Raw genomic sequence first — 13,200 nt, 5'->3', positions numbered from 1 at the left:
GGCGGTTTTCCCCGCGTCTCCGCGTCTCCGCGTGAGATGCATCTTTCGCCGAATCCTTGATCGGAAACGCGAATCCGTTGCGCGAGGGCTCGCGGGGCGCATAGTTTCGCGGCGTCCCAGCAACACACCGGGCCCGCCACGGGTATCCAGGGGGTCCCCTCCCCCGCCGCCCCCTTCTCCATCCAGCCCATGAACGCACTGTTCCGCAGGAAGCCCATCAGCGAGATCCGCGACGAGCACGTGGACCCGCAGACGGAGGTGGAGCACGGTCTGCGGCGCTCCCTGGGCGTCTGGCAGCTCACCGCGCTGGGGATCGGCGCCATCATCGGCGCGGGGATCTTCTCGGGCGCGGGCACGGCCGTGTCGGGCGGGCCCAACCACCCCGGCGCCGGACCCGGGCTGGTGGTGTCGTACGTGCTGGTGGCCATCGCCTGCGGCTTCGCGGCGCTGTGCTACGCCGAGTTCGCGTCGCTGATCCCGCAGGCCGGGAGCGCCTACACCTACGCGTACGCCACGCTGGGCGAGCTGATCGCCTGGATCATCGGGTGGGACCTGATCATCGAGTACGCGGTGGGGAACATCGCCGTGGCGGTGAGCTGGTCGGCGTACTTCACCACGCTGCTCTCGGGGTTCGGCATCCACATGCCGTCGTGGCTGGCCACCGACCCGCGGACGGCGTTCCAGGGGTTCACGGCAGTACACGCGGCGACGCCGAGCACGGATCCGACGATGATCGAGGCCGCGCATGCGTGGACCACGGCGCCGCACATCCTGGGCTTTCCCGTGATCATCAACCTGCCGGCGGTGCTGATCGTGGCGCTGATCACCTGGATCCTGGTCATCGGCATCCGCGAGAGCGCGTGGGCCAACACGGTGATGGTGATCCTGAAGCTGGCGATCCTCTTCTTCTTCATCGCCATGGGCTCGTTCTGGGTGAAGCCGGCCAACTGGCACCCGTTCATGCCCAACGGCTGGAACGGCGTGTTCGCGGGCGCGGCGCTCATCTTCTTCGCCTACATCGGCTTCGACGCGGTGTCGACGGCGGCCGAGGAGGCCAAGGACCCGCAGCGCGACATGCCGAAGGCGATGATCCTGTCGCTGATCGCCACCTCCATCATCTACATCGTGGTGACGCTGGTGATGACCGGTCTGGTGCCGTGGAACTCGCACGGCAGCGCCGACCCGCTGGCGGCGGCGTTCACCGAGCGCGGCTACAACTGGGCGGCGGGGATCATCTCCTTCGGCGCCGTGATCGCCATGGCTTCGGTGCTGCTGGTGTTCCAGATGGGGCAGCCGCGCATCTTCTTCTCCATGGCGCGCGACGGGCTGCTGCCGCCGTTCGCCGCGAAGCTGCACCCCAAGTACCGCACGCCGCACGTGACGACCATCCTGACGGGCGCGTTCGTGGCCTTCTTCGCGGCGTTCGCGAACATCAACGAGGTGATCGAGCTCACCAACATCGGCACCCTGTTCGCCTTCGTGCTGGTGGCGGTCGGGGTGATGGCGCTGCGCCTGCGCGAGCCGGAGCGCCACCGGCCGTTCCGCACGCCGGCGGTGTGGTTCGTGGCCCCGGCGGCGATCCTGTCGTGCGGCTTCCTGATGTACCAGCTGCCGCTGATCACCTGGAAGCGCTTCGTGATCTGGCTGGTCGTGGGGCTGGTGTTCTACTTCCTGTACGGCTACTGGAAGAGCAACCTGCGCGACCGCCCCGCAGCGGGGAGCTGAGCGCCACCGGCAGTCGTCTCCCGCATCCGACGGCGGCGCTCCTTTCGCGAGGGGCGCCGCCTTTTTGCGCTCCCTCCGCGCCTCGGGAACAGCAATCTCACGCGGAGACGCGGAGACGCAGAGAACTCAGCACATGCTGTGAGTTCTCCGTGTCTCCGCGTCTCCGCGTGAGCGTCTTTCTTTCAGCAGATAGACTTTGGCGTCAGGGCGTGCAGCAGGTGCCGTTGATGGTCGGGCACGTCCTGCAGGTGGGATACGCGCCGGAGATGACGTGCGCCTGCAACGCGTCCTTGGACTCGGTTTCGAACGTCGTTACCGCGAGCTCCTCCAGGGCCAGCCTGATCCGCTTCTCCATCGTCCTCTTCTCGTTTCTGGGGTAGATGCGTGCACGTCGGGAGCGCTCCCATCGTAGCACGCACGGAAGCGGAAAAGAAGTGATTCGATCTGGAGACGGAGTCCGCGCCGCGCCTCCGGCAACGGCAATCTCACGCGGAGACGCGGAGGAGACCGCTCATGCACCTCCGCGTCTCCGCGTCTCCGCGTGAGGCCTTTTTTTCATGGGAGGTGACGATCGCGCCCATGTCTGCAATGTCGTGCATGTGAACGACGCAATGGTTTACGTCGTCAACACACTCCCCGCTCTCCCTCCCCTTATGATCTTCCCGTGTTCCACGTGCACTTCCCGACCCTCTCCTGCCCTGCCGTCAAGGTGGACGGCGTTCCCGGCGTGAGCGGCAAAAACTTTGACGATGTATACACCTGATCCTCATTTTTGACATCACGTAAACTTCCGTCTGGCATCGGCTTGCAAAGTGATACGGAGTTGCCGCGCCCTGTGGGTTGCTTCGGAAATTATTCGGTATTACTCTTGCTTCAGACGCGCGTCATTGAGGCCGCCGCTGGAACAGGTAACGATACCGAGACGCCACCGTGAGCACAGCCGCAGCCCGGGACCTGAGCCAGCTTCGCGTGGAGCTGGAAAAGCGCTTCGGCACCGCCATCCGCCCGCTTCCCGGGCTGGAGGGGGCGCCGGAGCGCGCGGGGTTCCGCACGGGGGTGCGCGCGCTGGACCAGCTCCTTCCCGCCGGCGTTCCCCGCGGCGCGGCCACGCTGTGGAGCGGCCAGGGGACATCGGGGCGCACCGCCGCCGTGCGCGCGCTGGTGGAGACGGCCACGCGCGAGACCCTCGTCGCCCTGGTCGATGCCACGCACACGCTGGACCCCGCGGCGTGGTGCGGCCCGGACGGGCACTCCGCGCCGGGGCTGTGGGTGGCCCGTCCCCCCACGGCGGACCGGGAGATGGAAGGCGCGTGGGTGGCCGAGCAGCTGGTGCGCACCGGCGCCTTCGGGCTCGTGGTCCTCGACGGCCCCGCGCCCGACCCCACCGAGGCGCACCGCCTCCGCGCGCTGGCGCGGGAGACGGACACGGCGCTGCTGGTGTCGACGGAGGACGAAAACCCCGGGTGGCGCGCCGACGTGCGGCTGGAGTTCCGCCGCGCGGGCGAGGGCACGGGGCTGCGCACGGGCGGGCGCTTCCGCCGGCGCTCGGGGGTGCGGATGGCCCGGTCCGCGAGCGCGCGCACGGGGGAACGCGAGGTGGAGCTTGTCCACGAACCGACGAATCGCCTGCATACGGCTTCCCGCGCCGCCGACCGGCGAGCCGGCGCCCGGCGCTGAGGCGCGCGCCGCGCTGGCCGGCGCCCTGCTGCGCGCCGCCCCGCGCGTGACCCCCGTGCGCGAGCACCCGCGCGCGCTGTGGGCCGACGCGTGCGGGATGGAGCGCCGCGGCGGCGACGTGGCGGTGGCGCGCGCGCTCCTGGCCGCCGCGCGCCGCGCCGGCTTCGACGCGCGTGTGGGGATCGCCTCCACCTGCATCGCCGCGGCGGCGGCCACCCGCGAGCGGGGGACGGACTACCGCGTGGTCCCCGCCGGCGCCGACGCGCGCTATCTCCGCCGCCGCTCGCTGGCCCTCCTTCCCATCCCCGCCGACCTGCGCGAGACGCTGGGGCTGCTGGGCGTGGCCACCTGCGGCCATCTCGCGGAATTGTCGCCGTCCGACGTGGAGCTGCGCTTCGGCTCGGCCGGGCTGGCGGCGTGGCGGCTGGCCGGCGCCGTCGACCCGCGCTGGCCCTTCCGCCCGGCGGATCCCGAGATCCCCGCGGCGGAAGCCGAGTTCGAGCCGGCGATCGAATCCACCGAGCCGCTGCGCTTCGTCCTTCCCGGGCTGATCGACGCGGTCTGCCGGCAGCTGGACGAGCGCCAGCGCATTCCCGCGCGGCTCCGGCTGGTGCTGACCGTCGACGGCGCGACCCGCACCGAGGACGCGCGCGAGGTGCGCCCTGCGCGCCCCACGGCCGAGGCGCGGGTGCTGGCCGACCTCTGCCGCCGCGCCGCCGAGGAGCCGCCGGCGGGCGGGCCCATCGCCGCCATCCGGCTCGAGGCGGTCGGCGACGCGGCGCCGCGGGCCGACCAGCTGGACGCCTTCCGCGCGCCGGCGCCCGACCCCGGCGCGCTGCACGCCGCGCTCCTCTCCGTGTTCGCGCGCTGGGGCGAGGGGGCGCTGAGCGGCGCGGTGCGCCACGGGGCGCATCTCCCCGGCGAGCACGCGGCGTGGGACGCGCGCGGAAGCGGCGGGATCGCGGCCTTCACCACCGCCCATCCCCCCGGGTCCGATCTCCCCGTCCCCGACCTCCCCCAGCTGGGGCGCGGGTGCCTGGACCTGTGCCTGCGGCGCCTTCCCGAGCCCCGCGCGATCCGCGTCCGCGAGGGCCCCGAGCGGCGCCCGCTGGGAGTGGATCTCCAAGCCGTGGACGGAGGCCGACTTGGGCTTTTCGCGGGGTCTGTCAAGGGGAGTTTTCCACCGGGTCTGTGGAAAACTCGCTGCGAGGGGCCGGAGCGGATTTCGGGGGGATGGTGGAGCGGCGGAACCGCGCGGGAATACTGGCGGGTCGAGTCGCCCGACGGGTGGCTGGGGCTGCTCTTCCGCGACGCGGCATCGGGGGGGTGGTATCTGGAGGGGTGGTACGACTGATACCAACCCGATGCACTTCAGCGGCACGGCGCAATGGGCGCGGATTTCGGCTAAATGGCGATGGAATCAGGGACTTACGCGGAGCTGCACTGTCACAGCGCGTTTTCGCTGGGTGACGGCGCGTCCACGCCCGAGTCGCTGGCCGCCCGCGCCGCCGAGCTCGGCTACCGGGCGCTGGCGCTGACCGACCACGACGATCTGGGCGGCGCCGTGCGCTTCCACAAGGCGTGCGAAAGCTCTGGAATTTTTCCGATTTCGGGAGCGGAAATCACGCTGCGGGACGGCTCCCACGCCACCCTTCTTGTGGAAAACCCCGATGGCTGGGGGAACCTGTGCACCCTGCTCACTAGCGGGCGGATGGACAGCCCCCGCGGCGCCCCGGGAATCTCCTTCGACGACCTCGCTTCGCACGCTGCCGGAATCATCGCGCTGACCGGCTGCCCGCGCGGCCGCATCCCCCGGCTGCTGGCGGCGGAGCGGTGGGACGAAGCGCGCGCGGAGGCGGGCCGCTGGCGCGACGCCTTCGGAGACCGGCTCTATCTCGAGCTCTGGGACCACCGCACCCACGCCGAGGCCGCGCTCGGTGCCGACCTGCTGGACCTGGCGCGGGAGATGGAGATCCCGTGGACGGTGACGCACGACGTGCACTACGCCACCCCCGACGCGCGCGCGGTGCACGACGCGCTCACCTGCGTCACCCAGCAGCTGACGCTGGAGCAGGCGCACCGCCGCGGGGCCCTGCGCGCGTCCGCCGAATGGTGCCTGCAGAAGCCGGAGGAGATGGCGCGGCGGTGGCGCGCGGAGCCGGGCGGCGTCCGCCGCACCCTGGAGATCGCCGAGCGCTGCCAGGGGTTCCGCCTCGCGAAGGTGGGCCCCGTCCACCCCGCCTTCCCGCTCCCCTCGCAGTGGTCCAGCGCGGACGCGTACCTGGAGCGCCTCTCCCGCGTGGGACTGGCCGAGCGCCTCCCCGACGCGTCGGACGCGCACCGGCGGCAGCTGGAGCACGAGCTGCGCACCATCCGCACGCTGGGGCTGGCCGACCACTTCCTGGTCTGCTGGGACATCTGCCGCTTCGCGCGCGACCAGGGCATCCTCTGCCAGGGACGCGGATCGGCGGCCAACTCCATCGTCTGCTACGCCCTGCGGGTGACGGCGGTCGATCCGGTGGCCCACTCGCTCCTCTTCGAGCGCTTCCTTTCGCTGGAGCGCCCGGAGCCGCCCGACATCGACATCGACTTCGCCGCGATGGACGCCCGCGAGCGCGTGCTCCAGTACGTCTACGAGAAGTACGGGCGCGCGCACGCGGCGATGGTGTGCACGCACGTGGAGTATCGCGGGCGATCGGCGATCCGCGACGCCATGCGCGTCCTCGGCTTCCCCGCCACGCAGGCGGACTGGCTGGCGAAGCGGGTGGACGGATACACCTCCGCGAAGACCGCGGCGGAGTGGCTGGAGATGTCGGAGGGGAAGGCGCTGCAGGCGATCGGCCTCGATCCGGCGGAGCCGCGGGCGCGCGCCCTCGTCCGCATCGTCGCGGGGCTGGACGGCCTCCCGCGCCACCGGGGGATCCACAGCGGCGGCTTCGTCATCTCCGCGAAGCCGCTGTCGTCCGTCGTGCCCATCGAGCCCGCGTCGATGAGCGCGCGCACGGTGATCCAGTGGGACAAGGACGACTGCGCGGACGCCGGTCTGCCGAAATTCGATCTTCTCGGGCTGGGGATGCTGCGCCTGCTGGGCGAGTGCGTGCAGCTGATCCGCCGCTGGCGCGGGGTGGAGATCGACATCGGGCGGCTGCCGCTGGACGACCCCGCGGTGTACCGCCAGATCGGCGCGGCCGACACCATCGGGCTGTTCCAGATCGAGAGCCGCGCGCAGGCCAACTTCCTCCCGAGGCTCCGCCCCACCTGCTTCTACGACGTGGTGATCAGCGTGGGCGCCATCCGCCCGGGGCCCATGCTGGGCGGGCAGGTGAAGGAGATGCTGGCGCGGCGGCGCGGCAGGGTGCCGACCGAGTATCCGCACCCCGACCTGGAGCCGGTGCTGGCGCGGACGCACGGGCTGGCGCTGTTCCAGGAGCAGCTGATGCGCTGCGCCATCGTGGTCAGCGGCTGCAGCCCGGGCGAGGCCGACGCGCTGCGCCGGGCGATGAGCCGGAAGCGCTCTTCGGCCGAGATGCTGAAGGCCACGGAGCGCATCCGCGCGGGGATGGCGGAGCGCGGCGTGTCGAGCGAGGCGGCGGAGAAGGTGCTCGGCTGGCTGGAGGCGTGCGCCAGCTACACCTTCCCCGAGAGCCACGCCATCTCCTTTGCGCTGCTGGCGTACGCGAGCGCGTGGCTGCGGCTGTACTACCCGGCCGAGTACCTGTGCGCGATCCTGAACGCCCAGCCGATGGGCTTCTACCCCGTCTCCACGCTGATCCACGACGCGAAGGCGCACGGAGTGGTGGTGATGCCGGTGGATCTGGCGCGGAGCGGGTGGGATTGCTCGCTGGAGGAGATGTGCGAAAGTGCGAGAGTACGAGAGTGCGAGAGTGAACCGAAGTGCGGAAGTGAACCACAGTGCGGGAGTGCGGAAGTGCGGGAGTGCGCGGGCCCGGAGCGCGAACGGGCGCCGGCCCGCGCCGATGGCGATCACTCTCGCACTCTCGCACCTTCGCACTCTCGCACGTCCCCGCCCGCCGTGCGCATCGGGCTGAGATACGTCCGCGGCCTCGGCTCCGTGACCGGCGCGCGGCTGAAGGCGGAGCTGGAGCGCGGGGCGTTCGCCTCGGCGGCGGACGTGGTGACGCGCTTCGACAGCGAGCCGGGGCTGCGCGCGCTGGCGGCGGCGGGGGCGTTCCGCACCTGGATTCCCGAGGGGCCGCGGCAGGCGCTGTGGACGGTGCTGGGCGAGCTGCGCGCGCGGCGCAGCGGCGGGCCGCTGGCGCCCGCGCGGGTGGCGTTCGAGGAGCGCATCCCCGCGCTGGCGCCCAGCGAGCGCACGCTGATGGCGCACCACACCACCGGCTTCGACCTGGACGGCCACCCCATGCGCCACCTGCGCCCGTGGCTGGAGACGATGGAGGTGCGCACCCTGGCCGAGCTGCGCGACGACCCGCGCCTGGCCCACGGCGAGCGCGTGACCACCGCCGGCGTGGTGATCGTCCGCCAGCGCCCGGGGACCGCCAAGGGCTTCGTGTTCGTGGGGCTGGAGGACGAGACCGGGCGGATCGACGTGATCGTGAACCCCAGGGTCTACGCCGAGCAGCGCGAGACCATCAACGGCAACGGCATCCTGGCCGTGCGCGGCAAGCTGGGGAAGGAGGACGGCGTCACCAACCTGAAGGCCGAGCAGTTCTACGCCCTGAAGCTCGACGAAGCGGCCGCCGTAGTCGCCTCGCACGACTACCACTGACGGCGCGAGCGCCTGCGCGCGCCGGGCGATTTGTCTCCCGGCGTACGGGCGGTGTCGCTTCCGGTGCGGTGCTCATTGTCTCTGTTCATCCCTCATCCGGATGCGTTCCGACCTCGCGCTCCGCTTCCGCATCTCCATACATCCGCTCCGCTTCCGTCGTCTCCCCCCTCTCCATCCTTCCGGCGCGGATCGGTAACCGAGCCGGATCGTCGCCGCCGCGCATCTGGCTCATGCGTCCAGCACGTTCCTACGCTGGCGCGTAAGTAGCGGTGTTGCAGCAGGTTGGACGATGGCGGAAGGCTTGACAGATCCGTCGGCCCGCAGCACACTTCGGCCTCCAATCGTCCACTCCGCACGGGAGGCAGCTTGGCCACGCTGGCGCACCCGACCGCGAACGAATTCAGCAAGCCGAGGGACACGTCCGCCATGCGCGCGGCTCTGGAGCGTGCCGTGGACGCGGCGCCCCGCCACGTCCGCCCACCACGCGGGCGGCTGCGGCGCCTGTTCGCGCGCGACCGCTCCGCCCGCGCGCTGATCGGGCGCTACCGCCTGTGGTCCGCGATCGAGCACGCCTGGGCCCGCGTCACGCGCGAATACGGCCCCATGCGCGTGGAGATCAGCGCGGACAGTGATGGAGACGACACCTACGTCGTGGTCAACTTCTTCGGAAGCGTGCCGATAAACGACGAACTGCACGAGTTCGAATCGGCCGTATTCCACGAGATCATGGGGCTCCTGCCGGGAAAGCGCTTCCGGCACCTTCACGTGGAGGTGTGGCCCGAACGGGAACCCAGGCGAGAGCCCAATGAGCTTCGATCCTGAATCGTGGGTACAGGTTGCCAGCATCTGCTGCAGCAACATCCCGGGAGTCAGCCGCGAAGCGCTGCTGAGGACGGCGGTGAACCGGGCCTACTACGCCGCGCTGCTCGCGCTGAAAGATCGGATAGAAGGCGCTCAGGGCCCTGGAAGTGTACCGCGGTGGGGAACCCACGATGCGTTGAAGCAGGCAGTCCGGAGCGCAGGGGCATCATTCAAGGAGGTCGACAGTCGGCTTTCACTACTACGGCGCGCACGAGAGAAGGCCGACTACGTCCTGGCTTCCGAGGACCTGCAGCGTGAGGACGCATGGAAGCTCGTCGTCAAGGCCCGCTGGCTGATCCGCAACCGCATCAAGGCGCTGCCGGAGGCGGAGTTCCGCAGGCTCCGCGTGCCGCGCGGGTAATCCGTCGTGCCCGCAACCGTCGTCCGCGCTGGCGCGCGAGGAGCGCGCGCGTAGGTTGTCGGCGTCCGAGCATCCGATCCACCGCCACGCCCTGAACGCATGCGCATCCTCCGACTCCTGGCCGCACTCCTTCCGCTCGCGGCGACCGCCGCCGCCGCGCAGCAGGCGCCGGCCGCACCGCAGCGCTGGCTCCTGCGCCCCGCGCGCGTCTTCGACGGCGTCGCCGCCCAGCCGCACGAGGGGTGGGCGGTGCTGGTGGAGGGCGGCCGCATCACCGCGGCGGGGCCGGCCGCCTCGCTGAACGCCGGCGGCGCGCGCGTGGTGGACCTCCCCGGCACCACGCTCATCCCCGGGCTCATCGAGGGCCACTCGCACCTGCTCCTGCACCCCTACAACGAGACGTCGTGGGACGAGCAGGTGCTGTTCGAGCCCCTGGCGCTCCGCATCGCGCGGGCGACCGCTTCGGCGCGGGCGACGCTGCTGGCCGGATTCACGACGACGCGGGACCTGGGGACGGAGGGCGCCGGGTACGCCGACGTGGGGCTGAAGCAGGCGATCGAGGAAGGAATCATCCCCGGCCCGCGCATGATCGTGGTCACCCGCGCCATCGTCGCCACCGGCGCGTACGGCCCGCGCGGCGCGCCCGAGTGGCGCCTTCCGCTCGGCGCCGAGGAGGCCAGCGGCCCCGAGGAAGCCGCCCGCGTCGCCCGCGACCAGATCGGCCACGGCGCCGACTGGGTGAAGGTGTACGCCGACTACCGCTGGGGCACCGACGAGCCATCGCGCGCCACCTTCACCGAGGCCGAGCTGCGCGCCATCGTCGAGGCCGCGAACAGCGCCGGGCGGCCGGTGGCGGCGCACGCGGGCACGCCGGAGGGGATGCGGCGCGCCGTCCTGGCCGGCGTCGCCACCATCGAGCACGGCGACGAGGGGACGCCCGAAGTCTTCCAGCTCATGAAGGCGCGCGGCGTGGCGTACTGCCCCACGCTGGCCGCCACCGACGCCGTCCGGCAGTACCACGGGTGGCGCAAGGGGTTCGAGCCGGAGCCGCCGCAGGTGGTGCAGAAGCGCCGGAGCTTCCGCGCGGCGCTGGACGCCGGCGTCACCATCTGCATGGGCGGCGACGTGGGCGTGTTCCCGCACGGCGACAACGTGCGCGAGATGGAGTTGATGGTGCAGTACGGGATGACGCCGCTGCAGGCGCTGATGGCCGCCACCTCGGTGAACGCGCGCGTCTTCCGCATGGACGACCGCATCGGCAGCATCCGTCCCGGCCTCTTCGCAGACCTCGTGGCCGTCGAAGGTGACCCCACGCGCGACGTCTCGGCGCTGCGCCGCGTGCGCTTCGTGATGAAGAACGGCACCGTCTACCTCGGCCCCGGCGCCGAGCCGCGGTGACGATCTCCCGGGAACTGCTGGATTCGGGCGTGTTCCGCGCCTGAGGCGCGGAACCGGGCTGCGCGCGCCGTAGGGCACGGTACGACTGTGCCCAACGGCGCCGGGCCCCCGGCGGGTTCGTCTCCGCCCAGGGGCCCGTCTCGTCTCCCGAAGCTCCTTCGCGGCCGCCCCGCCGGGTTCCCGGCCCTTCGGGCGCGCATCCCTCACGCATCCCCCCGCCCCGCACGCGAGTTGCACCGGCATCGTCGCCCATCCGGACGACCGCAACGCACCCGGCGCGATGCCAGACGAACCTAATCTACCGGAACCGAACGCGGCCGACGCGAAAGAAGCGGTCGCGCTGGCGCGCACGCAGCTGCTCGATGTGCGCACCGCGCTTGCGCGGGTGACCGGCGGCGCCCCGGCCGGGCTGGTGCTCGCCGAGCTGGCGCAGCAGATGGCGGGCGACTTGGCCGCGTATTTCGACGACCTGCCGATGCACCGGTTCACCGGCCGTGTGGCGCGCTTTCCGGGCGTGTTCGGCGCGGTGATGCCGGGGCGCCGCATCGCCCACCGCGTGGTGCTCGCGCGCTACCTCTCCGCGTCGCCCCCGATGCGCGGAGGCCCAGGATTCGTGCTGCGTTGGGCCGAGTTCGGTCTGGTCGCCCTCGGCTCCGACGGCGTTCTGCGCGCCGGGCGCCGCAGGGAGCTCGTCCGCCTTCCCGAGGACACCTCCATCCCTGACGACCCGCTCTCGTGGGACGACCTGCTCATCCGGCGCGTCCCTTCGCGGGCGGTGCGGCTCGCGCGGTGGCCAAATGCGGCGGTGAGGGTCGCCTCGCCCGCGCAGGTGCTCGACGCGCTGGCCGCCATCGCCGCCTCGCTCGCGAGCACGTCCCGCCGCGACCTCGAACTGCTCCAGCGCCTCCTCTCGCCGGGCTGAAGCCGCGGGTGAGCCAATGAGCTTCGTGCATCGCCGATGAAGACGAATCCCGGCTGCCCTGTCGAGCAGCCGGGATCCGGCGAAATTCCTACCGTACTTCCGTACTTCCGTACTCGTCCTACTTCACCGCCTGCTCCGCCGCGGCCTTCATCGCCGGGAGACCCTGCGCGTGCTCCTCGTACTCGGGAAGCTTCTTCGCCAGCTCGGAGTCGTAGGCGCGCAGGAAGCGCTGGGAGAAGTCCTTCGCGGCGGCGGAGTTGCCGCGGCGCTGCTCCGCCTCGGCGGCGGTGAACAGGCCGAACAGGTGCGTGGGGTTCCGCGCCAGGATGCTGTCCGCCTCCGCGCGCGCCGCGTCGAAGTTTCCGCCCACGATCTGCAGCGCGGCCAGGTGGTAGCGCCCGTCGGCGTCGAGCGAATCCACGCGCTGGTAGGCCATCACCGCCATCGGCAGGAACTGCTTGGCCTGCGTGGTGTCGCCATTGGAGACGGCGGTCATCACGCGGTTGAACAGCCGGTCGGCGGCCTCGCGCGGCGTCATCGACGACAGGTCCACCGCGCCGGGGTTCCCGGACGGCACGCCCGGGGCACCGGCGGCGGGAGGCACGTCTCCCGCGCTGGCGAAGGGCGGCTGCGCGGCCGGTGCTTCCTGGCGTCCGCCCAGCCGCGGGATCACCAGCACCGCAACGAGCGCCGCCAGCGCGACGCCCGCGACGGCCCAGGGGAGCGTGGAGGAGCGGGTGGCGGCGGTGGCCGGCGGAGCCGCGGTGGCCCCGCACATGTTGCAGAACCGCGCCCCTTTGGGGAGCGGGTTGCCGCACTCGCGGCAGGCGGCGCTCAGCGCCACGCCGCAGTGCTCGCAGAAGCGTCCGGACGCCTGGGCGCCGCACGCGGGACAGGTCTCGGTCATTACCGTGCTGGGTGCGTTCGAGAGCGTGGTTCGAGTGGCGCAAAGCTACGGGCGAAGCGGAGCTCGCGGAAGTGCGGCGGACAAGTGCGGGAGTGCGGGAGTGCGCGTACGGCGCATCACGCCCTCTCCGGCCGGCCGAGGCCGTCCACCTCTCCCGTACCGGGAGAAGTAGCTCGCCGGGATCTGCGCCCGATCCGGGCTTCGGCGTGAGCCAGAGTCTCCGGCAGCCCGATGCTGGATGGCCACCCTCTCCCGGGACGGGATAGGGCCGCGTCCTCCGGCTCCGGCGCGGGTGAGGGCGGCGCGAGGCTCGCGGACGCGCACGTGCGTGAGGGATGCGCGCCCGGAGGGCCGGGAAACCGCCGCGCGCGCATCGATGCGGAAGGGACCGCGTGGATGCCCGGCGCGGCGGGGGCCCGGCGCGGTTGGCAACGGTCGTATCGTTGCCTACCGCGCGCGCAGCCCGGTTTGGCGCCCCGTGTCAACGCCGGGTGAAAGTCTGACACTTCTGGCGGCCGAAAATCTGACAGCCGGGAGTGGGTGACGAGCCCGAGTCGTCGCGTCGAAATCAGAGGGTGGAGGTGCTCGCGGTGGGAGTCGGG

10 protein-coding genes are annotated in these 13,200 nt (G+C 71.7%); 8 read left to right on the top strand and 2 right to left on the bottom strand.

All coding sequences use genetic code 11. From position 1 onward, the window contains the following. Positions 1-189: 189 nt before the first annotated feature. Positions 190-1,725, top strand: coding sequence for an amino acid permease (locus tag VLK66_RS22450; RefSeq protein WP_325311725.1), 1,536 nt, complete (start codon positions 190-192; stop codon positions 1,723-1,725). A gap of 202 nt (positions 1,726-1,927) precedes the next feature. On the opposite strand, the gene VLK66_RS22445 is transcribed toward VLK66_RS22450, so the two are convergent. Next, positions 1,928-2,080: a hypothetical protein gene (locus VLK66_RS22445; RefSeq protein WP_325311724.1), complete on the bottom strand. Its 153-nt coding sequence runs from the start codon at positions 2,078-2,080 to the stop codon at positions 1,928-1,930. Positions 2,081-2,655: 575 nt separating this feature from the next. On the opposite strand from VLK66_RS22445, the gene VLK66_RS22440 reads away from it, so the two are divergent. The 7 genes from VLK66_RS22440 to VLK66_RS22410 all read left to right on the top strand — a co-directional run bounded on the left by VLK66_RS22440 (position 2,656) and on the right by VLK66_RS22410 (position 11,691). Next, positions 2,656-3,402 (top strand): hypothetical protein, encoded by a 747-nt coding sequence (locus VLK66_RS22440; RefSeq protein ID WP_325311723.1) that lies wholly within the window; start codon positions 2,656-2,658, stop codon positions 3,400-3,402. Then, entirely contained in the window at positions 3,329-4,756 is a 1,428-nt protein-coding gene (locus VLK66_RS22435; protein WP_325311722.1) for a hypothetical protein, read from the top strand. The genes VLK66_RS22440 and VLK66_RS22435 overlap by 74 nt, the downstream gene beginning before the upstream one ends. A 60-nt stretch (positions 4,757-4,816) precedes the next feature. Then, positions 4,817-8,149 carry an error-prone DNA polymerase gene (locus VLK66_RS22430; RefSeq protein WP_325311721.1) on the top strand — a complete coding sequence of 1,111 codons (3,333 nt, stop codon included), beginning with the start codon at positions 4,817-4,819 and terminating at the stop codon, positions 8,147-8,149. Between the two features lie 366 nt (positions 8,150-8,515). Continuing rightward, positions 8,516-8,971 carry a hypothetical protein gene (locus VLK66_RS22425; protein ID WP_325311720.1) on the top strand — a complete coding sequence of 152 codons (456 nt, stop codon included), beginning with the start codon at positions 8,516-8,518 and terminating at the stop codon, positions 8,969-8,971. Next, positions 8,955-9,371: a hypothetical protein gene (locus tag VLK66_RS22420; protein WP_325311719.1), complete on the top strand. Its 417-nt coding sequence runs from the start codon at positions 8,955-8,957 to the stop codon at positions 9,369-9,371. Before VLK66_RS22425 ends, VLK66_RS22420 begins: the two co-directional genes overlap by 17 nt. A gap of 99 nt (positions 9,372-9,470) precedes the next feature. Beyond that, the gene (locus tag VLK66_RS22415) at positions 9,471-10,769 is read left to right on the top strand and encodes an amidohydrolase family protein (RefSeq protein ID WP_325311718.1); all 1,299 of its coding nucleotides are present in this window, start codon (positions 9,471-9,473) and stop codon (positions 10,767-10,769) included. A gap of 280 nt (positions 10,770-11,049) precedes the next feature. Continuing rightward, on the top strand, positions 11,050-11,691 hold the full coding sequence (locus VLK66_RS22410; RefSeq protein WP_325311717.1) for a hypothetical protein: 642 nt from the start codon (positions 11,050-11,052) through the stop codon (positions 11,689-11,691). A 118-nt stretch (positions 11,692-11,809) separates the two neighbouring features. Here VLK66_RS22410 and VLK66_RS22405 read toward each other — a convergent pair whose 3' ends face one another. Further along, a complete protein-coding gene (locus VLK66_RS22405; RefSeq protein WP_325311716.1) occupies positions 11,810-12,598 on the bottom strand; it encodes a double zinc ribbon domain-containing protein in 789 nt (262 codons plus the stop codon). Positions 12,599-13,200 lie beyond the last annotated feature (602 nt).

It is taken from the genome of Longimicrobium sp., assembly GCF_035474595.1.
Lineage (GTDB): Bacteria > Gemmatimonadota > Gemmatimonadetes > Longimicrobiales > Longimicrobiaceae > Longimicrobium.
This window is presented reverse-complemented; position numbering and strand designations above follow the sequence as displayed.